General features: G+C 54.8%; 16 protein-coding genes. 6 read left to right on the top strand and 10 right to left on the bottom strand.

The window, feature by feature from the left end; genetic code table 11:
• The first annotated feature begins 852 nt into the window (after window positions 1–852).
• A complete protein-coding gene (locus CA54_RS00230) occupies window positions 853–2,775 on the top strand; it encodes a hypothetical protein (RefSeq protein WP_146368879.1) in 1,923 nt (640 codons plus the stop codon).
• A gap of 19 nt (window positions 2,776–2,794) precedes the next feature.
• On the opposite strand, the gene CA54_RS00225 is transcribed toward CA54_RS00230, so the two are convergent.
• Window positions 2,795–3,748: a sulfotransferase gene (locus CA54_RS00225; protein ID WP_197532086.1), complete on the bottom strand. Its 954-nt coding sequence runs from the start codon at window positions 3,746–3,748 to the stop codon at window positions 2,795–2,797.
• Between the two features lie 321 nt (window positions 3,749–4,069).
• Between CA54_RS00225 and CA54_RS00220 the strand changes: the two genes are divergently transcribed.
• The gene (locus CA54_RS00220; protein ID WP_146368877.1) at window positions 4,070–5,512 is read left to right on the top strand and encodes an MBOAT family O-acyltransferase; all 1,443 of its coding nucleotides are present in this window, start codon (window positions 4,070–4,072) and stop codon (window positions 5,510–5,512) included.
• Window positions 5,481–6,803: a multidrug effflux MFS transporter gene (locus CA54_RS00215; RefSeq protein ID WP_146368876.1), complete on the top strand. Its 1,323-nt coding sequence runs from the start codon at window positions 5,481–5,483 to the stop codon at window positions 6,801–6,803. The genes CA54_RS00220 and CA54_RS00215 overlap by 32 nt, the downstream gene beginning before the upstream one ends.
• A 40-nt stretch (window positions 6,804–6,843) precedes the next feature.
• Here the strand turns inward: CA54_RS00215 and CA54_RS00210 are convergent, their stop codons facing one another.
• Both CA54_RS00210 and CA54_RS00205 read right to left on the bottom strand, forming a co-directional pair.
• On the bottom strand, window positions 6,844–9,153 hold the full coding sequence (locus CA54_RS00210) for an efflux RND transporter permease subunit (RefSeq protein ID WP_231962918.1): 2,310 nt from the start codon (window positions 9,151–9,153) through the stop codon (window positions 6,844–6,846).
• Between the two features lie 250 nt (window positions 9,154–9,403).
• Window positions 9,404–11,374 (bottom strand): redoxin domain-containing protein, encoded by a 1,971-nt coding sequence (locus CA54_RS00205; RefSeq protein WP_146368875.1) that lies wholly within the window; start codon window positions 11,372–11,374, stop codon window positions 9,404–9,406.
• A gap of 502 nt (window positions 11,375–11,876) precedes the next feature.
• Here CA54_RS00205 and CA54_RS00200 point away from each other — a divergent pair.
• From CA54_RS00200 to CA54_RS00190, 3 genes are all read left to right on the top strand, one after another.
• Window positions 11,877–13,211: a sulfatase-like hydrolase/transferase gene (locus CA54_RS00200; RefSeq protein WP_146368874.1), complete on the top strand. Its 1,335-nt coding sequence runs from the start codon at window positions 11,877–11,879 to the stop codon at window positions 13,209–13,211.
• Window positions 13,212–13,506: 295 nt separating this feature from the next.
• On the top strand, window positions 13,507–14,871 hold the full coding sequence (locus tag CA54_RS00195) for a DUF1501 domain-containing protein (protein ID WP_146368873.1): 1,365 nt from the start codon (window positions 13,507–13,509) through the stop codon (window positions 14,869–14,871).
• Between the two features lie 261 nt (window positions 14,872–15,132).
• The gene (locus CA54_RS00190) at window positions 15,133–15,603 is read left to right on the top strand and encodes a CBS domain-containing protein (RefSeq protein ID WP_197532085.1); all 471 of its coding nucleotides are present in this window, start codon (window positions 15,133–15,135) and stop codon (window positions 15,601–15,603) included.
• A gap of 275 nt (window positions 15,604–15,878) precedes the next feature.
• Here the strand turns inward: CA54_RS00190 and CA54_RS00185 are convergent, their stop codons facing one another.
• The 7 genes from CA54_RS00185 to CA54_RS00155 form a co-directional block, all read right to left on the bottom strand.
• Window positions 15,879–16,253, bottom strand: a complete 375-nt coding sequence (locus tag CA54_RS00185; RefSeq protein ID WP_197532084.1) for a putative signal transducing protein — start codon at window positions 16,251–16,253, stop codon at window positions 15,879–15,881.
• Between the two features lie 94 nt (window positions 16,254–16,347).
• A complete protein-coding gene (locus CA54_RS00180; RefSeq protein WP_146368870.1) occupies window positions 16,348–16,785 on the bottom strand; it encodes a VOC family protein in 438 nt (145 codons plus the stop codon).
• On the bottom strand, window positions 16,782–17,129 hold the full coding sequence (locus tag CA54_RS00175) for a DUF1805 domain-containing protein (protein ID WP_146368869.1): 348 nt from the start codon (window positions 17,127–17,129) through the stop codon (window positions 16,782–16,784). Before CA54_RS00175 ends, CA54_RS00180 begins: the two co-directional genes overlap by 4 nt.
• Before the next feature lie 136 nt (window positions 17,130–17,265).
• On the bottom strand, window positions 17,266–17,463 hold the full coding sequence (locus tag CA54_RS00170; protein WP_145375567.1) for a cold-shock protein: 198 nt from the start codon (window positions 17,461–17,463) through the stop codon (window positions 17,266–17,268).
• A gap of 235 nt (window positions 17,464–17,698) precedes the next feature.
• Window positions 17,699–19,138, bottom strand: coding sequence for a DUF1501 domain-containing protein (locus CA54_RS00165; protein ID WP_146368868.1), 1,440 nt, complete (start codon window positions 19,136–19,138; stop codon window positions 17,699–17,701).
• A gap of 4 nt (window positions 19,139–19,142) precedes the next feature.
• A complete protein-coding gene (locus CA54_RS00160) occupies window positions 19,143–21,602 on the bottom strand; it encodes a PSD1 and planctomycete cytochrome C domain-containing protein (RefSeq protein ID WP_146368867.1) in 2,460 nt (819 codons plus the stop codon).
• Between the two features lie 65 nt (window positions 21,603–21,667).
• Window positions 21,668–22,825 carry a sialidase family protein gene (locus CA54_RS00155; protein ID WP_146368866.1) on the bottom strand — a complete coding sequence of 386 codons (1,158 nt, stop codon included), beginning with the start codon at window positions 22,823–22,825 and terminating at the stop codon, window positions 21,668–21,670.
• Between the last annotated feature and the right edge of the window lie 333 nt (window positions 22,826–23,158).

The following is a 23,158-nucleotide window of genomic DNA, read 5'->3' as shown; positions in this document are numbered from 1 at the left end:
ACCACTTTCCATGCGCAGCAGCACCAGTTGCGGTGTGTTCTTACTTGCGCCGCTAAACGTTCTCCGTCCGCCCACAGGGAAGTCGGCTTCAGCGGATGGCTGCGTATTCAGACAATGCCGTTTATTCCGGTTACCAAGTCGGTCGACTAAGGTCTTGATCGCATCTGGGCACAGGAAGCCGTTCTCTGTGGGAAAATCGCAACGGCGACAAGAAAAACAAGGTCGTTTTAGCTTTCGACTGTATGGTACAATAGCACAAAGCTATGCATCGACCTATTGGTTGACTAGGGCGAGATGCAAGTGCTTGGGGGCTTTGTGTTGCCATAGATTCGGCCGAAAAATAAGGGTGTCCTTGAACGTGAGTACAGCCCATTCCGCATCACCCTATCGAATCGCTCGCCGCGTCCTGTCGGTACTGAAATGGACCGTCGTCGCGAGTCTGTTGACATTGGGCGTGGTCTCAATAGCGGAGTACTTTCGCGATGCTGATCGATTGCAACAGGTGGCTGACCGACCCAAATTTTTTTCTGCATTGCATAAGTAATAGATATTTTTAGCTGCATACCGAGTTGAATCAGGGCAGTAATAATGAAGAGATCGTACACGGGATTTGCAGTGGTGGCCGTTGCGACGGCGGCAATTGCGTTCGTCGCAGGTGAGGCATTTCTGCCTCAATTGGCGTTTGATTCGACTGTCGAAGGCGGACAATTCAAATCCGGTACAGCCGCCTCCTCATCGTCGGCAGTTGCGCCGCCCAATGGCATTATTCCATTAGAAATCAACGGCCGCCAATGGTCATTTCGCACGCCCCCGCCAAAGGGAATCAAGGTCCGCGCGGATCATCCGCGGCTGTTGATTACCAAGGAATCCTTACCCGAAGTACAAGCAAAACTCGACAACTTCGCCTTGTATGGTAATGAAATGAAGGCAATCGTTAAGCAGCCCGCGCTACAAGCATTATTTTATGCTGTCTATGGCGATGCTGTCGCTGGCGAGATGGCGAAGAAAGCGTTAATTGAAACGCCTGACAGTATGAATACTGGTGATGGCACGGACGGCTTTTTTTGGTGCTTGGTTTACGATTGGTGCCATGATCTGTTCACACCGGCCGAGCGCGAATTTGCCATGCGGCGGATTATGGAAAAGTATCGATTAGAATTCCCTGCTCCCGGAGAGTCTGAATTCAAGGACAAAGTGGTTCTAGAAATGGGCGGTGGGTATTCGTATGACAATAATCCGCATGAACCAGGTGAGCATGCTATTGGATTTCAATTGCGTGGCGTGATTGCTTTGGCATTTTACGGAGATGGCGTGCGCGACGAGTGGTGCGAGAATGTCTTTCAAGCGATGCTGGGGCGAAAGCGGGACAAAAAAATCTACCCGATCTATGAGCCGTTAGGTGGGGGGCTGCTCGACGGGCACAATTCGATGGCACTCGATAGCGGCGGCAGCCAGGCGGGGAACCATTCACATGGGCCACTATCCGGTTACAATGAAATGTTTTTTAGCACTGCTTCGATGTTGATGTCCGCCTGGGAATCGGCAACCGGCGATGAACTTTTCAGTCGCGACAACTTTTATCGCAAACTCCCCCATTGGCTAGTATACGACCTTGATGTTGAGCAAAGCATTGGTAGCGCCAGTGGAATGCAGGTTTTGAGACAATTGACAGGTATTTACAAAGAGATCGATCCAGAAATGGCTAGCCTGGCAGCTTGGCTTAGCCAGAAATACGGAGAGGGGCAATATAACGAATTGGTAACATTGATACTTGGCGACAAGACGGTCGTGCCCAAATCGCCGGAGGAAATAGGTCTTCCTACATCTGCGTTTCTGCGGGGGGCTGATCGTTGGTATTCTCAAACTGGCTGGTCTGAAAATGACACGCGTGTCGAACTGACGACAAGGTCGGTTGATACGAACCGATATGAGCCAGCCGCGGGATTGTTGTCAATCACATCGGACAAAGAAAAACTGCTGATCTCCGGTCAAGCCAAAAAAGGGTCGAAGAGCGTTGTGTTCGGTTCCGGCATTTGGCTCTGGCCGACCGATAACAGTCCGACTCATATTCAGGAGTCCAGCACGTATTGGGGAGGGAGACATCTATCTCGAGACGAGAGGGTTCGCCGGGCTAGTAACCCGTACAAGGTAGCCACTCAATCGGGATACTGGGGCGTATTGCCTACGGAGGATCACGGCGAGGAAAACTATCATGTCTTCACCGTTGATGCATCGCGTTTCGCCTATGATGGTAAGAAATCCAAGTTGGATGTCAAGAAAAACAAACGGACGGTGGCGCACCTGAAACCAGTGGATGGCCGTGAGTTCATTGTTGTCTATGATCGGGTGTCCGTTGGAGATGGAGTTTCGCAGCTGTGGGGGGGGCGGTTTATGAATCGTCCCGAGGTGAGCGGTGATACGTTCATGTCGACTAATAACAAGATGGCGATCCATGGCACAGTTTTAGCGCCCAAGGCCGTGCTTGACGTTCGCGGCGGTCCAGGTAAAGCCACCAAAGGGCCATCCGGGGAATCGTACGATGGGGTTGGCTATATTTTCAAAGATGACGACTCGTCGCGAGCTGTCTTCGGAAGTTACTCGCTATTTATCAAGCCGGATTACGTTTCCAAGCAGCAAGTATATTGCGTCGTGTTCGAGATTGGCGCAGCGGGCTTCGTGCCGGCCAAAGCGAAGATCCACGATCACATCGTAACCGTCGGCGGTTGGCGAGTCGATTTCAACACCGAGGATGCGACGAAAGTCTCGCGTCAATGAGGGACAATCGCGAGTGGGATTATTTGGCGAGCACCTTATGTTCCCAGATGCTTTTTAATCGCTGGGGAATCCGTTTGGCGATGTCAATTGCCCTCAGGCGGGCCATTGCGGTGGCTGACAGTTGTATCGAATCGGTCGAATGCGGATCGTATCCCAGCTTAGTGAGGTTGTCCCCAAAAATCGCTTCTGATACGGCGATGTCGTAAGGACTCCAACGCTTCCACTTGTCGAAATTCTTGGTACGGATGCCAAGTTGTTCGATACGTTCATCGACATTTGCTGGAATAGCCAGTCCCGATAATTCCGCAAAGTCACGCACGAATTCATGGGGAGTGGCTAACAACGTTTCGTATTTCGTGGTCAGCGATGTGTCGGGATGACTTTCCGTTTCCCGCAGATAGAGATCCAGCTGATGATTGACATATCGCGAGGCCGCGTAGACGGTCCGCGGTCCGAAATCCTTGTACATGATTGAATTGGCATTGTCGCGTGGATCGCGCACAAGCAAAATGTTTTTACGATGCGGAATCACCTGATCGATTTTGTCCAATTGCTGCCAACAATCGTCGCTCTTAATTCCTTTTTCCTGGCAGTCATCCACGTAAGCGTGGTACGCGTAGAAAAAATCAGCAAATTCCGCAGGTGAGGTCATCGCTGTTTGGTGCAAAACGTCTTGGATTCCTTGATAATTCGCCGCCTGATGAAACCATTGCCTTGGCAACAGGCGTTTACGAATCGCACTAGGAAACAGGCATTGATAGATTTTGTCCCGTCCCCTCTTCAGGTTGTCCGGCGAGGATTTTCCCACCAAAGACGCTGCTGTGCCGAGGATCAAGGAGCGATCACGCACTACCGAGATTTCGAATACCTTGCGCAGAATCTGCGCAGTCAAATTCGTGCCGGATCCCTGAACTCCTAATATCACGTAGGTGGGCTTATCCTGCAGCGTCTTGTGAAATTCCGCAAAATTCATGGGAAACGTGCCTTGATGATTTGCCCTAACGGTCCCGACCATGCGCATGAACGCTTCGCCTAGAAAACCAATTGTGTGTAAAACATGCTATGAAACCACCGAAAAGTCAAACCCAAGCCGTCAAATACGCCAAGCACGGCTGATGCGCCGTTTCATCGCCATAAACGGAATTTTCGGAACCGCTCAAAGGCTCGCGGCCAATTCCAGGCAATCCTGCTTGCACCTCCCGAGCCGGTGTCTAATGATGAATGTGATTGTGGCAAGCTTCTGTCCGAATTTGTTCGTTTACTGAGTCGATAGCGGCCCCGGCACCGATTCGAAATGATCTTCAATTCTCTGGTCTTTTTCGTCTTCTTGTGCATCGTGCTGCCGCTGTACTTTCTGTGCCGGCATCGCTGGCAAAACCACGTCTTGTTGGTCGCCAGTTACGTTTTCTATGGATGGTGGGACTACCGGTTTTTGTCGCTGCTGTTCTTGTCGACCGTTGTCGATTATGTCTGCGGACTGCGGATTAGCCGGTCGGACTCCGATACGGTGCGGCGTCGCTATTTACTCCTCAGCTTGATAACCAATCTGGGCTGCTTGGGGTTTTTCAAATACTACAACTTTTTCGCCGAGTCCGCCGGACGGTTGTTAGAGGGGCTTGGCCTGGCCGTTGACGCGCCCACGCTGAATGTGATTCTGCCGGTGGGGATTTCGTTTTATACGTTTCAATCGCTCAGTTACACGATCGACGTCTATTGTCGACAGTGTCCACCGGCGAAACATTTTTTCGACTTCGCGCTGTATGTGTCGTTCTTTCCGCAACTGGTCGCCGGTCCCATTGAACGCTCGCTGCACTTGTTACCCCAAGTCGAGTCGCCACGAACATTCAGCGCACAAGCGGCGGTGGACGGCATTGCGTTGATGGCTTTGGGGTATGTGAAAAAACTGGTGATCGCCGACCGTTTGGCGCCGCTGGTCGATACGGCCTTCCAAGGCAGCAGCCTGCCGTACGCTGATGCCGGTTCGTGGATTTTTATCTACGCCTTTGCCTTTCAAATCTACGGCGATTTCTCGGGTTACTCGGATATCGCCCGCGGCATCTCCAAGGTGTTGGGCTTCGACCTGATGGTCAATTTTCGCGCGCCGTATCTTGTCTCCAACCCGTCCGCTTTTTGGCAACATTGGCACATCAGCCTATCGTCGTGGCTTCGCGATTATCTGTATATCCCGTTAGGCGGCAATCGGCACGGCGATTGGATCACCTACCGCAACTTAATGGCAACGATGCTGTTGGGGGGCTTGTGGCATGGAGCGGGGTGGGCTTTCGTCATCTGGGGCCTATTTCACGGCCTATTGTTGAGCATTCATCGCCGGTTCACACCGCTGCTAAAACAGATTGACGAACAAGCTGCCAAGGTTCCCCTGGGACGTCCCCTGTGGCGGGGCCTGACGGTTGTCGTGTTTTTTCATCTGACTTGTATTGGCTGGTTGATCTTTCGAGCCGGTGCCATTGAAGCGGCCGCAGTCCAGTTTCATATGGTGCTGAACAGTACATCGGTGTTGCTGACTCCGCCCAACTGGGGACCGCCGTTGCAATATGCCCGCATGGTGTTGTTTCTGGGGGGCCTGGTTCTGTTGTTTCAATGGAAGCATGAAGCCTTTGAGCGATTTCATACCTGGCCGCTTGGGCGACAAGTCTTCGCGTTTACGGCTGCCTTACTCTTAATTACCTCACTGGGAATTTTCGGTGGATCACAATTCATCTACTTCCAATTCTAATTGGCGGCCCGAAGCTTGGTTGCTGGCCCTGTTTTTGACGGCGGTAGCGGCCTATTGGGCGTTTGACTGGCTCGGCGGCGGATTCGTTGCTGAGCAACTCGCTGATCGATTTGGCACAATTCTCATAGAAAAAAGCCGTGAACGAATCACGCAACCCGCGGAATTCCTATCCATCCGCATGCGCGAAAGCCTGTGGTTTCTCGCGATGGCTGTGGGGATGATCGGTGTGGCGTTGTTGGCAGCGCGAATTGTGCGCCGCTTGTGCTCGCCGATGTGGGCTTGGTTACCAATCTCCTTGATTGCATTCGCAACGGTCAACGGCGTGATCGGAGCGGGCGGGGAAACCGGTACGTATTGGATGGTCTTGTTCGCCGGCAGCGGCGATAGCAAACAACCGGAGTTTCAAATTGCCCGAATCCTGCATCGTGATAGCGACGCGAAGGAAAAGGTGGTCATCCTCGGTTCCAGTCAAGGACTCAGTGAGATTGATGAACCGACATTGAATCGGCGGTTTGGTCCGCAAAAATATTTTGCCAACCTCTCTTACGTTGGTTCCCACACGATTGAATTCTTGCTGACAGAACCATGGTATGGAGGCGAACACCCTGAAATTGCGATCTGTTACCTGAGCGAATTGAACTTTTACACCAAGGTGTCGGGAGCCCGGTTGCTGCCGTTGCTTAAGGTCTCGGAATGGCCCACCTTGCAAGAGTTGGAGATCGAAAAATTCGATATCGGCAATCGCGGTATCAATGGTTATGTGGGATCGGTCTTGCCGGCGTTCCAATCGCGTCGCAGTCTTGAGTATTTTCTGTTTGGCACCCCTGCGGTCGAAAACAAAATCAAACGTGACCACCCGACGCTGGGATCAGCTGCCGAGTCGGTTGATCAGAAAAAGCAGCGGCGCGAGCAAGCGCATGAAAAAACCATTGCGAGGATGGCGAAGACTTACGCCGTCAACGACGATACCGAATTTCACAAAACCACATTAGAAATGTTTCTCCAGCGGGCGCAACAAACGGGGACCCAAGTTGTCTTGATCTTTGGGCAGGTCAATCCGGTCCTCAGTCAAAAAATTGATCCCGATGTGCGCCGCGATTTTCTAGACTATCGGGATCGCTTAAAGAAACGATTTCCCGACGTACTGATCCTGTCCGACGAACTGCCCGTCCATCCAGAATCCGATTATCACGATATGATGCACCTCACCGAAGAGGCGCAGATTCGCCACACACACAGCTTAGCGGATGTGTTACAGGATCGCTTGGGGTGGTCGCCCGACAGTGATTGACTCAGCCGGGCCTTTAGCAGAATGATTAAGGTGCCGCTGATCAAACGTCGCCGGGAATTTCGTCCTCGGCGGAATCGCTCCGCGGTTTCGCCCGCGCAAATCGCGATAGCAGTGCCGGCAAGAAGACCAAATCTCCGAATAGGGCCGAGCCAATCGTCAAGCCGCTCATGGCGGCAAAAATGCGTTGGTCGCGCATATCACTGAATAGCACCGTCGAAAAACCGACGATGAGCACAGCGGTGGTCATAATGAGTGCCGTCCCGACCCCAGTGAATGAGGCGCGAATGGCCTCGTGGTCGTCGTCAGTTTTCTCCCGTTCTTCTTGATAACGCGTAAGAAAATGGATTGTGTCGTCCACGGCGATTCCTAAACAAACGGTAAACGCGCAGACACTCACCATCTCCAACGATCCGCCAGTCAAGACCAGCGCCGTTCCGGTGACCGCTAGGGGAAAAACGTTAGGAATGATGGAAATCAGTCCCATCCGCACCGAGCGATACACGAACGCCAAGACGACAAAGATGATGATCGCAGCACTCCCGAGGCTTGTCGCCAGATCGACCACGATTTGGTACAGGTGCTCCCAACGCCGAACGGCCGAGCCGGATAAATCAAAAGTGAAGTTCGGATAGTCTTGCTGTATTTTCTCCAATCCCGTTTCCAACCGGCGAAACACTGGGCCATACGTGGCGATTCCCAAATCACGAACACGAAATGTCACGGAGGCTCGGCGGTGCTCGGGCGTGTAAAAGGCGCGCTTCAAAGGGGGAGGGAGTAATTCAATCATCGACATCCGTTCGGAGGCTTTGCCTTCGCCGGGTAAGGCGTCGATGAGATTGCGGATGGAAAGCGGGTGGCCGATCAACTCCTCCGATAGCAGTAAATCATCAACAGCGGAGACCGCTTCGAGTATTTTCGGCGAATCCGCAGGCACGTCAGAGGACCAACTGATGTCGACGGCCGAGTATTCCAACCCGCCAAAAGCATCATCCATGTGCCGCATGGCAACGGCCGCTTCTGAGCCGGTCGGCATGGCATCGGTACGGCGTTCGTCGGGCCGGAGCGTTAAGGAAATCATCAACAGGACGAATGTAAGCCCGATCGCGATATAACTGAGCGCCTTAGTATGCCGCAACACGAACTCAATGATGCCGCCGATCCGATTCAAGTGCCGGTCAATCAGTCCCCGCTCGTGACCGATATGGACCCGCCGTCCCATGCGTGTAGAGCAGGCCAGCGGAATCACCGTCACCACAGCCACAAACGTCAACAGCACACCCATCACGCAGCTCCAACCGAACTCTTGCACGGTTTTGTGATGCGCCAAAGACATTGATCCAAAGCCGATTGCCGTGGTGAGCGAGGTCAGCGCGCAGGCCAAGCCCACTTCGCGAACGCCGGCGCGGGCGGCATCGCGTTCGCTCATCCCCGAGGCACGATATCGACGGATTTGCACCATCAGATGCACACCGTCGGTGAGCCCCACCAAACTCAACAGCACCGGCAAGATGACGTCGTTGAAAGGATTGTTTTGCAAATCAAAATATTGCAACATCCCTAACGTCCAAAACACCCCCATCGCGGGCGCCAGGGCGACGATTATGACCGCTGTAAATCCGCGGAATAGCACAATCGCGATCAAACCGATCATCGAATAGCCGATGATTTGATATTTATATTTGTTCTCTTCGTGGGATTGTACGATTGTCAAATACGTAGGGACGCGTCCGGAAACGAGAAACGACATATTGACGTCGGGAAAATCGGCCGCCGCTTTTTCCGCTTCCTCTCGGAGTCGGGACGTGCAATCTTCGTCGTCCGAGACGAACAGCCAATCGAATTTGATCAGCAGCAACAACGTTTTGCCGTCATCGGACAGGAGTTGGCCCGCCACAAGAGGGTGGGCGTCCGCCTTTTGACGCGCCGATTCGAATCGCCCGGCAGAAGCAGTCGCCGAGGGTAAAATCGGTTCCGGCAAGCCAAAGATGTTGAGAATCGGAACACGATCCATCCACAAGATGCTGCGCACATAATCCAGCGACTCAAGTTCGTCGACCACGTGCCGTACCGCAGCAGCGCCGCGTTGTGTGAAAATCGCGTCGCAATCAACAACCAAGACAGCATCTGAGTCCGACAGGCTCACCGGGTCGACGTCGGGGGGCGTTTCGAATTTCTCGCGTTTGGTTACGGGTGACTGCTGGTCGGGAGCATGGACCGTGAACAAATCGGTGAGTCGCTCTGGAGCAATGTATCCCAGCAAGGCGAATCCACTGATGACCAGCAAACCGAACGTCACAACGGAAGGGTGGTCGACCATCCAACCGGTCGTTCGGTTAAATCGGCGAGGCATAGAAGCTCAGCTTTCAGCAATAAGTGTTGTGATTCATTCGCAGCCGGAGACGGTCGTCGCGCTGGATCGTCGCCGATCAATCACGTTCGTCCCGCGTCCTGCGAACGCGGAGGACTGAAATTCGCCGGAAGGGGAGGGTGCATAATACGGGCAATAAAAATCAGTGTTTCAACCGTGTGAATCGTGGCTAAGCATCCTGTCGAATTCAACGAACGTCGACATGACTTGGTTTTTCACGATCCTGGGAAGATCAAAACCGGTTTTTCTGGCGAGCGGCTTCTTCGACTTCACTCTTTGTGAGCCGCCGGTCCTTGTCCTTGTCGATATTGCGGAAGCCAAATCGGCGAAAACCGAGGGGAGCTTCCAGCCATGCGACTTCTCCGTCGCCATCTTTGTCAAAGTTCTTCAGGAATGTCGCCACAAATTCTTGGATCTCATTCTCACGTACTTGGGGATCCACCGGTTTCTTGTCACGTTTCCACTCATCCTTTTTCCCACGCGGAATGGCGACTTCAAAAAACGCGACCGCCATTTCCTCCCAGGTTTGATCGCCCCAACTGACAAATTGAGTCGGATCGGGATTAGCGAGGTTCGCTTTGGAGTTGTCAAACTTCACGGTGAATTCCAACGCCTTGACCGAAGACAACGGCATCGGTTCAGCCAACTCATAGACATGCTGCCAATTGAAATCGTATTGCGGCACGTCCAGCAGCACTTCGCGATCCGTTTCGTGTTTGCCGAACAACCGAAACGACTTGCCGCGCAGATGCATGTGCGGCACGATTGCCAGCAATTCTCCCTGCTTGGGCAATCGCTTGACGCGGCCATCCACGGGATAGTCGGCTGCGTGCGGCGGGATTTCGAATTCCTGATCAATGCCGACCAGCGTCAGTACTTCGTGGGTAATGTCTTGTTCTTCACCAAACAGTAGCCCGATTTTTGTCAGGTCCTCCTGCTCGGACCCATTGGGGGTGTAGTGCATTTGAAAAACCAGTTTTGATCCCGCCGGAATTTTCCGGCCGCGGTGTGGCGGGAGCATCGTGAATCGCTGGCCCGGAACATAGGCCGATAACCAGCCGACGCCTCGGAAATCGGAGCCGTCCGGCGGCCTGATAAACACGATGCAGTGGTGCACAACTCCTCGGTTTCCAGGAATCACCTGCGAGCCGGTGACCCATTTGTCTTCTTCAAATCCCGGGTCAACGACAAAGTATTGATACTCCACAGTCCCTTCGGCCGGAACCGTATAGGGGTGATCGCGCATCTCGACGACGGCATCGGGAGTATCGGGCATCAACCAGCCGTCCGCAAACTTCGGCAACTCGGGCAAGTCCTTCACATCACCGTACGGCATGCCCCCTTCGACCCAATCGGTGAACGCTTGCTTGTCCGCATCGGGCATATGCCGCGTGTTGGAGAATTCTCCGTGCTGGGGATTGGCATGCCAGGGCGGCATCCGGCCATCGTCGATCGTTTCCAGCATCATGTCCGCCCAACCAATCACCTCGTCGTAGTCGGTTAGCGAAAACGGGCCGATTTCGCCCGGACGATGACATTCCACACAATGTTGGTTCAAGATCCGTGCGATGTCTTTGGTGAAGGTCAAATCTGTGGTGACCTCCCCCTTTTTTTCACGGCCGATAATACAACCGTTCGGCTCGGTGACCGCCATCGTGACTGGCTTTCCCGACAACAACTCTTCAATAGCAATCTTTAAATCCTCGCGAGCCGGCTTCGTCCGCGCTCGTCCCGGCAGGTATTGATCGTCGATCCGCCCGCGATACCGGATCGCCAGTTGCTCATCCACCACGAAGACTTCCGGCGTGCGTTTGGCGTGATATTGGTCAGCGATCTTGTTTTCGTAATCCTTGGCCATCGGAAATGTGATGGCATATTGCTTGGTATATTCGCGGACATCCTCCGTCGAGTCTTGGATGTTGCTGTTGATGCCTACGAACCGCACGCCCTGCGATTCAAATTCCGCTGCCAGTTTGTTCAATCCCGGCCCATATAACCGAGCCAGCGGGCATTCGCTGCCCAAAAAGCAAACAACCGTCAATCCCGCCGGGCCGTCGGTCAACTCCACGACCTTGCCGTCGACCGTAGGCAATCGAAAGGTCGTTGCGGGGACTTTCGGTTCTGGGGCGGCATCATTTGCTGCAGCGGCAGTGAAATGAATTGCACAGACCAAAACAGCAAAGCCAAAACTCCGATATGTCATGGACGGCTTCCCTACAAAATGTTGCGTGGTATTGAAGCTGTATTGTGCAATCCCGCTAGGTAGTCCACAAGTGTGATATTTTCGTGCACCTGCATCCAGTTCCGGGAGTGTCGAGGCATTATAGAGTCGACTGGAAAAAATGAAATGGGAGAGGACCAGCCAAAATCTCTGCGTCGTTCTACATCAAAGGGCAAACACGGCCAAAGAGAATAGCAGCTCAGCAGGAGCTTCGCCCTCCCACAATGTTGATTGACCATCGCAAAAATGTATTTTGAAACGCGATCTATGGCTAAAACCCAGATGCCATTTTCGCAATGACTGGGATTTGGTGGGTGTTGGTCGTTTCCCGATCCCATCACAGCCTCAAACCCAGTCGGTTTTTTCCTTTCCCAAAAGTAGGTATTATACGAGGTCGATCGTCTGATGCCCGGTTGACTAACCGCAGGGGACCATTATGGCTCGCATGCTACTCGTTTTGTGTTGTTTCTCGGCGCCATTTTTTATGGATTACCGTGTCCAAGCGGCGGATGCGGCGAAGCCGAACGTGTTGTTCCTGTTTACCGATGACCAACGCGCCGACACGATTGCCGCCTTGGGCAATCCGCACATCAAGACACCGAACATCGACGAACTTGTCCGTTCGGGATTCGTGTTCAACAATGCTTATTGCATGGGCTCCACCATGCCGGCCGTCTGCAACCCCAGTCGGCACATGATGCACAGCGGGATGTCGCTGTTTCGCTACGACCCCAAACAGATCGAGGGGACGTTCGGGGAAACAATGAAGCGGGCCGGTTACACCACCTATCATGAGTCCAAGCGGGGCAATACCGCTCGCAAGTACCACACCGCGTTTGATCACTCACAATATCTCAATGATCAAGCAGAGCGAACTTCCGGGCATCATGGACGAACGATTGCCAACCATGCGGTCAAATTCCTCAAAGACTATGACCGCGACAATCCGTTTTTCATGTACCTCGGTTTCGCCGGCCCCCATGACCCTCGCGTCGCCGCAGAGGAATGGAAGGCTTTATACGATCCGGCTGAACTTCCATTGCCGGAAAACTACAAACCGCTGCACCCCTTCGACAACGGCGAAATGGTGATCCGCGACGAACAACTCGCTCCCTGGCCCCGTACCGAAGAAACGGTCCGCGAACATCTACGGGACTACTATGCCTGCATCTCGTCCATCGATTTCAACATCGGCCGCATCATCGCGACGCTCAAAGAAACCGGCCAGTTTGAAAACACGATCATCGTATTCTCCTCGGACCATGGTTTGGCCGTCGGCAGTCACGGTCTGTTCGGCAAGCAAAGCCTGTACGAGCACAGCATGAAAGCGCCATTGATTTTCAGCGGACCGGGAATCCCCCACGGACAAAGCGAAGCCTTTTGTTATTTGTTCGATATCTTTCCCACCGTCTGCGATCTGGCGCACGTGCCGATTCCGGCGGGTCTCGATGGCAAAAGCTTATCACCGGTGATCGACGGAAAATCGACCGGTGTTCGCGACGATATTTTCTTGGCCTATCGCAACGTGATGCGCGGCGTGCGACACGGTGATTGGAAACTGATACGTTACCCGCAGGTGAATGTCACGCAACTGTTCAACCTGCGCGAAGACCCCCTCGAATTACACGACCTTTCTGAAAGCGACCAGGAGCAAACAGACCGGATGATGACGCTGCTTATCAAACAACAAAGTGTCTACGACGACAAACAACCGTTGATTGTCGAAAACCCCCAACCGGCGACCATCACCGTCGAAATGATCAACAAGGCGGCCGAGCAGGCCGCGAATAAGAAACGTAAGGTGAAACGGCGTAAATGAGTCGTGCACTGATCAACAAGATCTGTCGGGCTAAGGGTGGCTGGGGACGAGCACTCGCTCGCCCCCAGGTCGTTTGACATCCCTACGCCCAACGCACTGGGGGCGGACTTCGCCCGTCCCCAGCCACCCGGATGCTTACACAGGCGATCGGTAAAAATCGCGGTCTTGGTTCTGCCCTCACGCCTCAATTCTCAAGCATCGGGCCCGTCTTACACATTGCATGCGAGGAACGAATCGGCGATAATCTATACGTCGTAACCCAGGCACGGCGTTTTCATCCAGGAGCCATCCACCCATGCCGGCACCCCTCTGCACCGGTCCGATCCAGCGTCGCGAGTTTCTGCGCGTGGGTACGCTAGCACTTGGTGGAGTGATGTTGCCTGACTTGTTGCGGTTGCAAGCAGCTTCAGAAAATCCGCGACTGACGACGTCGGTGATTTTGTTTTGGATGTGGGGCGGACCCAGCCAACTCGAAACCTACGACATGAAACCCGATGCTCCCAGCGAGTATCGCGGGCCGCTCAATCCGATTCGCACCAATGTGCCCGGCATGGACATCTGCGAATACATGCCGCTGCAGGCGAAGATTGCGGATAAGTTCTCCATCATCCGCTCGTTGCATCACGAGATGTCGGCGCACAACGACGGCAGTATCGAGGTGCTGACCGGCCAGACACCCAGCGTGCCGGATCCGACGTCGCAAGCCCACTCGAAACATCCCGACTTCGGCATGGTCGCCAGTCGCATTCGCGGCCCCCATCCCGAGGGCCTGCCGCAATACATCGGCGTGCAGCGTTCGCCGTTTATGACGCAACCTAATTATTTGGGAGCAGCACATCGGTCGTTCGATACGGGCGATCCTTCTTTGCCCGGTTATGCCCCGAAAAATCTAACGTTGGCAACCGGTGTCGATCATCGTCGCTTGGGGGATCGTAGGCATCTGCTGGGGCAATTCGATCGCTTTCGGCAACGGTACGAACATGACATCGACGGCGCGGATGAATTCCAATCCGCCGCGTTCAGTATTCTAACCAGCAGAAAAGTGGCCGACGCTTTCGAGATTGCGCAAGAAGATCCCAAATTGCGAGACCGCTACGGACGACATCGTTGGGGGCAAAGCTGTCTATTGGCGCGGCGACTGGCCGAGGCAGGCGCAGCCGTCATTAACGTCGATGCCACTGCTCCGAACAGCACGACTAAGAATTTCAGCTGGGACGACCACGCCGGCGCGTTTCATCTCGACTACGCGCAGCGAGAACGTCTGCCGCAAATGGATCAAGCGCTGTCGGCTTTGATCACTGATTTGCATGACCGAGGCCTGAACGAAAATGTGCTGGTGATCGCTTGCGGAGAATTTGGCCGCACACCGCGCGTTACGCATGCTCCGACGAACTTTTCCAATCAAATCGGCCTGGGCCGCGATCATTGGCCCGGGGCATTCAGCGCACTGATTGCCGGCGGCGGATTGCGGATGGGGCAGGTTGTGGGGCAGACCAATTTCAATGCGGAATATCCCTTGCACGATCCGGTGACGCCACAGGACTTGCTGGCGACGGTCTATCGGCATCTGGGTGTGGATCCACAGCAGCAGTTCACCAGCTTCGCCGGCCGTCCGATCCCGATTCTCCCCGGCGGCCAACCGATCAAATCGTTGATCTAGCTGACGCAACCCGCGTGGGGGTGATGATTTCCGGCCGATGATCTTGCCAGATCCGCACAGGCCGCACTGACCGATCGAAGTCCGCAATCCTCGGGCAACGGACCATTTTCTGAATAATTTCTTTGCGTATTTGGAATGGGGATGCCTATAATCGTCTCATTGGAAGTCATTCCTAATGTTGCGTTGGGTAGCCCATCAACATGCGCGATGGTTGCGGGGGTACGGGTCTATCAATACAGCACGGCGGACTGGAGATTCGGAATGTATACATACCAATTGGCTAAGGACATCATGGTCACCAAGTTGGTGACCCTATCGCCGGAAGTCGACGTGTTCAAGGCGATTGACCTGTTGCTGAAGCACCGCATCTCTGGTGCTCCGGTGATCGATGCCCGACGCAATTTTCTTGGCATGTTCTCCGAAAAAAACTGCATGTCCGTGCTGTTGGAATCGGCTTACGAGCAGCATCCCACGACGCACCTGTATGCATTCATGGATGTCGAAGTCCCCACGATCAACGAAGACGCCGACCTGCTCGACATCGCGCGGATTTTTCGTGACACACATTGCCGCCGCTTGCCGGTGATCCGCAAATCAAAACTCGTCGGTCAAATCAGCCGCCGCGACTTATTGAAAGCCGCGCACAGCATGATGGCGTCCGCCCCGGATCGCGAGTCCACCTGGCTGTACCTCAGCAGCATCGCCGAACGTCACGAAGCCCCGATTGTGTAATCGCGGGCGAGCGGGACGGGAGAAACATCGCACAACGGCCAACCCGCCCGCTTCCCAAACCGACGGCTTTGCCGTCGTTCACAGCGGTAGCAAGGCATCCTCGCGCACCTAAAACGTGGGACGGCAATCTGCCCATCGGCCCGGACGACAAGCCTTTCTAAAGTTCTCCATCGCTGCCGATGTTGCGGTGCTTTGCGTGGTAATACATCACAAACAGGAAATACCCCAATAACAGCGTTGAGACAATCGTCGAGACTAGTCTGAAAAGGTCGCCATCAGACATTGCCTGTGCGATGCGCAGCGAGACGTCCAACACAAATAGTCCGACAAAAATCGGCTTCACGCCAGGCGGAAATGCACCGACCGATGTCTTCGACCTTCGCTGGGATATCCGCGTCTGCCATTGCGCCAGCAGTTGTTCCGCGCTGCGCGTCAGCACTGGCAACCCACAGTCGGGGCGCCGTCGGTTCTCCGAACGGGATACCGCCTTTGACGGAATCCAACATCTCACCGACGACTTGAACCTCGATTCCCTCATCCTCCAATACCGTCGCTGCCGCGTGCGCCTCGATGCAATCACCGGCGGCGTAGATTTCCACGACAACCGGATTATTTCGGTCCATTACGCTGGATTGGTCTATCGCGGACATACTGGTTCCTCGCATGAAAATTCGAAGTGGTATTCAGAATTCAATACGATTCGGCCATGCGGGCCATCGTAGTCTCTACCACTGGGCCGAAGACTCACTCCGCCGGCACCGAAAACAATTCCACCGAGTGCCCGTCCGGATCAGAGATGAAAGTCTGCACGTAGCCATCGGGACGTAACTTCGGCTCGCACATGAACTCGATGCCTTGTGCTCTCAAAGCGTCAGCGGCGGCGTAGGCGTCGTCGACTTCGAAGGCAAAGTGGTGCGTCCTTGTTGCAGCACCGGCTTGCTCACTCGGTTGCGGTAGGCCTGCGGGGGAGGATTGGTCGTGTTCTAGAATCAAGTGAATCTGCGACGGGCCGGCTTGAAACCAACTTCCGGGAAAACTGAAACCGGGACGTGTGACTTCGTCCATTCCCAACAGACCCACATAAAAATCGCGGCTGCGATCTAAGTCCTTGACGATTAAAGTCACATGGTCAATGCACTTTACTTGAATCGGTGCGGCAGTGGTCTCAACGGGTTGATTCATTCCGATGGCTCCTGATTGGCCTGTAGCATTAATTCGACTGCTTCTTTGCCGGTCATGCCGAGAGTGATACCCAACGCGCCTGCCTGCGGCGTAATGCCGACGATCTTGGCATCGAACAGGTCTTCCGGCTCGACGAGCGGATTCGCGGGTGTCCCTTTGGCAATGGCGATTGCTTGATTGAATTCAGCGGGAGTCACCAAATCGTAGATCCCGCAGCCGACGATTCCTGCAGCGGTGAGAATCGTGCAGTATTGTCCACCCTGCCAACGGTTACTGATGCCGAGGGCCGAACCGTTTTGGAATTCCAACGTGCGATTCGTCGAGCGGGGGAGGGCGTCGTTCATCGTTTCGTCTCGTGTCGGAGAATAAACGCAGCACGCTATTTTGATTGAGCGGCGGTGTTCTCGTTCTTAGTGTGAATGAAAAAAAGAAGCCGACGAAATTCGTCGGCTTCCTGGTGTTCGTCAAACGTCCGTTATTTTAGACCGGCTTGACGTTTTCCGCTCGCGGTCCTTTGGGACCTTCCCCGGGGGTGTAGGAGACCCGTTGACCTTCATGAAGTTCTTCGTAGCGAACTCCTTCGAGATTCGACATGTGAAAGAACATGTCCTTGTCCGTTCCGGTGTCAATAAACCCGAAACCCTTGTCCGTCAGCCGTTTGATCGTACCTTCAGCCATTCAACCAGATCCTGAAAAAAAGTGAGTTTTGGGCGACGCCTGGAACTCAACCGCCAGGCAACTCCGCCGCATGCTATTGATTCTATCACCCCCACCCTGTGCGTCAACACGCATCTCTGGTTCCAAGACATTTCGTAAAAAAAGTCTGAAACAGTTTTTCCACGCATTTATAGTGGTTTTGGACCATTCGACCGCCCTGGCTGGCGGAATCGCACAGCGGTTAGCCCGGCCGCGCTCAGGCTAAAATGTCGCGCACGACTTGACCGTGAATGTCGGTCAAACGGAAGTCGCGCCCTTGAAAGCGGTACGTCAGCCGCTTGTGATCGATGCCCAATTGGTGCAACATCGTCGCGTGCAAGTCGTTGACGTGTACGATGTTATCGGTCGCGTTGTAGCCCAGTTCATCGGTCGCGCCGTGTGTCACACCGCCCCGGATTCCGCCTCCGGCCATCCACATCGAGAACCCACGGATATGATGGTCGCGGCCCGGGTTCTTCCCTTTGCCTTGGAACATCGGCGTCCTGCCAAACTCGCCGCCCCAGATGAGGAGCGTGTCATCCAACATGCCCCGTTGCTTCAAATCCGTCAACAGGGCCGCCGTCGGTTTGTCGGTGAGGCTGCAACACGTTTTCATATACGAGACCAAATCGCCGTGATGGTCCCAGCCGCGGTGGTATAGATGTATAAAACGCACCCCCCGTTCGGCCAACCGCCGCGCCAACAAACAGTTGGCGGCATAGGAACCATCGGCCCCTTGTGTACCGTACATGTCTAATGTGCTTTGAGTTTCGCCCGACAGGTCCATCAACTCCGGCACGCTGGCCTGCATACGGAAGGCGAGTTCGTATTGTCCGATGCGGGTTGCGATCTCTGGATTGTCGACTGTTTCATTGCGGACCCGATTGAGCGCATTGATCGTCTCGACAACATCACGTTGCCGCGTGTCGGACACACCGGCCGGATTATTTACGTAATGCACAGGATCGCCATTGGAGCGGAACTCAACACCCTGCATCCGGCTGGGTAAAAATCCGCTGTGCCATTGCCGCGAAGAAATCGGTTGCGGGTTGCGGCCTCCTTCGGAAGTCAGCACAACAAATCCCGGCAGGTCTGCCGATTCACTTCCCAATCCGTAGTTGATCCACGAACCCATACTCGGTCGACCCGAAATCGACGTGCCGGTGTTCATCACTGTGTGCGCGGGATCGTGATTGATTTGATCCGTCCGCATCGAGCGGATGATGCACAAGTCATCCGCCAACTTGGCTGTGTGCGGCAGAAAGTCGCTGATCTCTTGTCCCGATTCGCCATGTCTGTTGAAACCAATTAGCGGACCTTGGCAGCGAAGCGTTTGTCCTTGCAGCTGCGCGATGGGTTGACCGGCTGTGAATTCCGCCGGCATCGGCTGACCGTCCATCTCGGCCAGCTTGGGTTTGTAGTCAAAGGTCTCCAAGTGCGACGGCCCGCCCGCCATGCACAAAAAGATGACCCGCTTGGCCTTCTGCGGAAAGTGCAAAGGCTGAACCACACCCCCGACGCGCTGGGCACCGGATGGCGCCGCCCAACTATCAGCGTTCAATAAGGTTGCCAGCGCAGTTGCTCCCAGCCCCACCGAAGAATTCTGTAGGAAGGACCGCCGCGAAGAGTGCGCCATATGTTGTTCGAGAGGATGCATCACATCAGTTCCTGGTGATAGTCTCGTTGAGGTTAATGATCGTCCTCGCGACGGACGTCCAGGCGGCCAACTCGATCAAGTCGCTGTCGGGCGGCTTTGAATGCAGGCCGACTCCCATCAGTTTCTCAGCCGCCTCTTGATCGTTGGTATAACTTTGCCGGTGTTTGTCCAACAGTTTTCGCAGCAGTTCCATTTCTCGGTCATCGGGTGTTCGGGAAACCGCTTGCCTCCAAGCCCAGCTCAATTTATCGTCGTCTGTCGTTCCGCCCTCGTTCAAGATTCGTTCGGCAAATGCTCGTGAGGCCTCGACGAATGACGGATCATTGAGCAAAGTCAGTGCGGCTAACGGCGTGTTGGATATAGGACGCTCGGCCGTACACTCTTCGCGGCTCGGCCCGTCGAAGGCCAACAGCATGGGATGCAGGAACGTTCGCTGCCAATGCATATACACGCCGCGTCGATATTGCAGGTCACTGTTGTGCGGCTGATAAGTCCGCTTGGGGAAATTGAGGTAACCGTAGTAGCCGGCCGGTTGGTAAGGCCGAACCGGTTCGCCGCCGATCTCCTTCACCAGCAGCCCGCTGATTTCCAAAGCCGTGTCGCGCACAAATTCCGCTTCAATGCGAAAGCGGGATTGCCGTGCTAACAGACGGTTCTGAGCATCGCGTGTTCGCAGTACGTCGTTGTCGAGCGATGACTGGCGATAGGTCGACGACGTGACAATCAGGCGAATCATATGCTTGATGTCCCAGCCGCTCTCCATAAATTCCACCGCCAACCAGTCGAGCAACTCGGGATGACTGGGCCGCTCTCCCTGTGAACCGAGATCGTCCAACACCGACGACAGGCCGCGGCCGAAGTACAGTTTCCACAGGCGGTTGACGAACACTCGCGCCGTCTGAGGTTGTTCGCGCGAGACGAGCCACTGAGCCAAGTCCAACCGTGTCGCCCGTCGCTCCATGGGCGGCAATGACCCCAGTGCGGCCGGAATGGCGGGTTGCACGATCTCGCCCGCTTCATCCATCCAATCCCCGCGAGCCAGAACACGCATCTCACGCGGCTCTCCGGAGACCGGGCTGATCGTTTTGCGAATCGTACTCAACAAACGCTTGTGTAATCTTTTAGCGTTGGCCAATTCGCCTTTCGCAGCGGAGAGGCGTTGCTTCAATTCTTCATCAACCGCCGGCTCTTCGCCCGATTCGGTTTCGGTCGGCGAAGCGCTGCTGGCCTGTTGATTCTCCGCAACTTTTTTGTGCTCGGCTTCCAACGCGTTATAGGTCGCCTGCGCGGCGGCAAGTTGGGTTTCCAGTTCTGTCAACTCTTGCTGTTGTTCTTCGGTCGGCAACAACAAATTCGCCGCCGGATTGGCGACCCCTTTTTGTTGGATGTCGGCGAAAAAACTCGCGAAGCTATAAAAATCCCGCGCCGTGTACGGATCGAATTTGTGATCATGGCATTCCGCGCAACCCAGCGTTGCTCCCATCCAAACGACCGACGTCGTGCGGACGCGGTCGGCGGCGTATTTGGCCAGATACTCTTTGGCCTGCGCACCGCCTTCGATGGTTGTCATGCCCAACATGTTGTAACCCGCAGCCACCTTCTGCTCCCGACTGGCATTGGGCAATAAATCGCCCGCGAGTTGTTCGATCGTAAACTGGTCATAGGGTCGATTCGCGTTGAAGGCGTCGATCACATAGTCGCGATAGGCCGAGACTGAACGAGTTTGGTCGCCGTGATAACCAACCGTGTCGGCGTACCGCACCAGATCCAACCAGTAGACCGCCAACCGTTCGCCAAAATGCGGCGAAGCCAGCAACCGCTCGACGAGCCGTTCGTATGCGTCGGGACGATTGTCGTCGACGAAGGCTTCGACCTCCTCAACCGTCGGCGGCAATCCAATCAAGTCAAAACTCAATCGGCGAATCAACGTCACGCGATCCGCTTGCGGGGAAGGCGATAACCCTTCCGCATCCAATCGGGCCAAGATGAATTGATCGATCGCATTCCGTGGCCAGTCCGGTTTCGATACGGCAGGCGGCTGAGATCGTTGCGGCGGCACCAAGGCCCAATGCTCGTCCCAAGCTGCGCCGTCATCAATCCACTGTTTCAGCAACTCGATTTGGTCAGCTGTCAACCTCTTATTGGAATCTTCCGGCGGCATCCGCAAAGCGTCGTCGTCGGATGTGATCCGCTCAATCAATTGGCTCTCCGCTGACTTGCCCGGCACAATTGCAAAGCTGCCATCGCTCAATTCGCCAAATGCCGATTCCTTGTGATCAAATCGCAGCTCCGTCTCCCGCGATTCGCCATCGGGCCCGTGGCAAGCGAAACAGGTGTCTGAAAGAATCGGGCGGATGTCGCGGTTGAAATCGATCTTGCGCGGCGGCGGTTCCGCAGCGCTCAATGGTGCCGCTATGCAGCAGATCAACAGACTCAGCAAACCAACAAATCGTCGCATGGCCATCGAGAGCGTACCTTCATGAAAAGACTGATTTCACTGCTCTCAATTTTAACAAATGCGCGAGGAGATCACACGGCGACCCGGAATTTGAACCAGCGGATCACGCTCACACAGTCCTCGTAGCCCCAAAACGCCACATAGACGTTGCCATCGGCCAGAGATGTGATACAGGGAGCACCAAATCGCAAAACTTGAAAATTCGAGACCATGGATTCGTCGGTCGCCGTCAGCCCCCCGGCATCGTGTCCCCAGAGCGGCTGTGCGTCGTCGTTGAACCAGTCGTCCGCCTCAAGATGCGCCAGTTGGCACCACAGCCCTGGACTGTCCATGCGGCGATAAACACACAGAATCCGGTCGTCGGCCAGCACCAGCGGTGTCATCGTCTGTCCGAGTAAACCGGTCGACTTGGGAGCGGTCCAAGTCGCGCCGCCGTCGTGACTGAGCGCGTAGTGATTCGGCAGATCGCAATGATTCGTGTTGTCGTAGACCCAAGCGACCGCCAACAATCGTCCGTCGTGCAATTCCACGACTTTTGATTCCCAATACAACAGGTCGTCGCACTCACTGCGCATGACATCGAAGTAGCTGGGCCAAGTTTTTCCTTGATCGTGCGAAACAAACGCCAGCATGCGGTCGCCGCTGGGATGTTCGCCGTCCCATCCCCGCCAGGTCGAGGTCGGCAGCAGCCAGCGGCCATCTTTGAGAACGGTGATCGGGCAACACAACTCGAACGACGGCCCGACCAACGGCGGTGTGATCGATTGCGGCGGCGACCATGTCTGTCCGTTGTCCGTCGACCGCGCCAGCGCAAAGTCGGTGGGAACAAAGCCCATCGTCTCCGGATTGGCCAACCCTTCATGTGGGTGCGCGGTGCGGTCATGGCGATGCAGCAGGGCGACCAGTTCACCGTCGTCTAAGGCGGTGATCCGCCCGCTCTCGGATATCAACTGACCGTCAATGTCCTCTGCCAATGGACCTTCGGCTTGCCACGACTCCCCTTGGTCGGTGGACCGGGAAACATGCTCCCGACAATTCACCGCTTCAAAGGCCTCGCCGAGCATATAAGTCGCCACCATTTCACCGTTGGGCAAAACGGCGACCGACGGGAAATAGGCGTGCTGACTGGTGAGGTGCGGTTGCGGGTTCTTGTAGATGACACCGGTTTGAACATCGGCAAGAATTCGAGGCGCATCCGCGGCCTGCGAATTTCCCAAGGGGGCGGCCATAGCGATTCCTTCTGTAGGGGATGATGAGCAATCCCGAAACGGTAGCCTGTCATCCCCCTAAACGCAAATCCGCCGTAACTTGTCAGTTAGGCGTCGTGCACGAAAAACCGGTTGGCACGCAACACAGAAACTGCCAGGCGGTGGTCTCAGCGCAATATCCCAGCTCGCACTTCTTTGAGTTGCACTCCTCGATTAGCAATGTAGCCGCTGGTATCGCTCTTCGGGGGGAGAGGGGGATAAAGAGGATATCGAACGAGCTGGATGTTGCAACAACATGAACCAGCAAGCGTTAACCAGCAGCGTTGCTTGATAACTCAACCAGGAGCCAGCCGG

It is taken from the genome of Symmachiella macrocystis, from assembly GCF_007860075.1.
Classification (GTDB): Bacteria; Planctomycetota; Planctomycetia; order Planctomycetales; family Planctomycetaceae; genus Symmachiella; species Symmachiella macrocystis.
This window is presented reverse-complemented; position numbering and strand designations above follow the sequence as displayed.

Excerpts from the sequence above, each read along its gene's own strand:
- CA54_RS00155 (WP_146368866.1), bottom strand. The coding sequence starts at position 22,825 with ATGGCCGCCCCCTTGGGAAATTCGCAGGCCGCGGATGCGCCTCGAATT.
- CA54_RS00225 (WP_197532086.1), bottom strand. The coding sequence starts at position 3,748 with ATGAATTTTGCGGAATTTCACAAGACGCTGCAGGATAAGCCCACCTAC.
- CA54_RS00195 (WP_146368873.1), top strand. The coding sequence starts at position 13,507 with ATGCCGGCACCCCTCTGCACCGGTCCGATCCAGCGTCGCGAGTTTCTG.
- CA54_RS00185 (WP_197532084.1), bottom strand. The coding sequence starts at position 16,253 with ATGTCCGCGATAGACCAATCCAGCGTAATGGACCGAAATAATCCGGTT.
- CA54_RS00220 (WP_146368877.1), top strand. The coding sequence starts at position 4,070 with ATGATCTTCAATTCTCTGGTCTTTTTCGTCTTCTTGTGCATCGTGCTG.
- CA54_RS00190 (WP_197532085.1), top strand. The coding sequence starts at position 15,133 with ATGTATACATACCAATTGGCTAAGGACATCATGGTCACCAAGTTGGTG.
- CA54_RS00170 (WP_145375567.1), bottom strand. The coding sequence starts at position 17,463 with ATGGCTGAAGGTACGATCAAACGGCTGACGGACAAGGGTTTCGGGTTT.
- CA54_RS00160 (WP_146368867.1), bottom strand. The coding sequence starts at position 21,602 with ATGGCCATGCGACGATTTGTTGGTTTGCTGAGTCTGTTGATCTGCTGC.
- CA54_RS00165 (WP_146368868.1), bottom strand. The coding sequence starts at position 19,138 with ATGCATCCTCTCGAACAACATATGGCGCACTCTTCGCGGCGGTCCTTC.
- CA54_RS00175 (WP_146368869.1), bottom strand. The coding sequence starts at position 17,129 with ATGAACGACGCCCTCCCCCGCTCGACGAATCGCACGTTGGAATTCCAA.
- CA54_RS00200 (WP_146368874.1), top strand. The coding sequence starts at position 11,877 with ATGGATTACCGTGTCCAAGCGGCGGATGCGGCGAAGCCGAACGTGTTG.
- CA54_RS00180 (WP_146368870.1), bottom strand. The coding sequence starts at position 16,785 with ATGAATCAACCCGTTGAGACCACTGCCGCACCGATTCAAGTAAAGTGC.
- CA54_RS00210 (WP_231962918.1), bottom strand. The coding sequence starts at position 9,153 with ATGCCTCGCCGATTTAACCGAACGACCGGTTGGATGGTCGACCACCCT.
- CA54_RS00205 (WP_146368875.1), bottom strand. The coding sequence starts at position 11,374 with ATGACATATCGGAGTTTTGGCTTTGCTGTTTTGGTCTGTGCAATTCAT.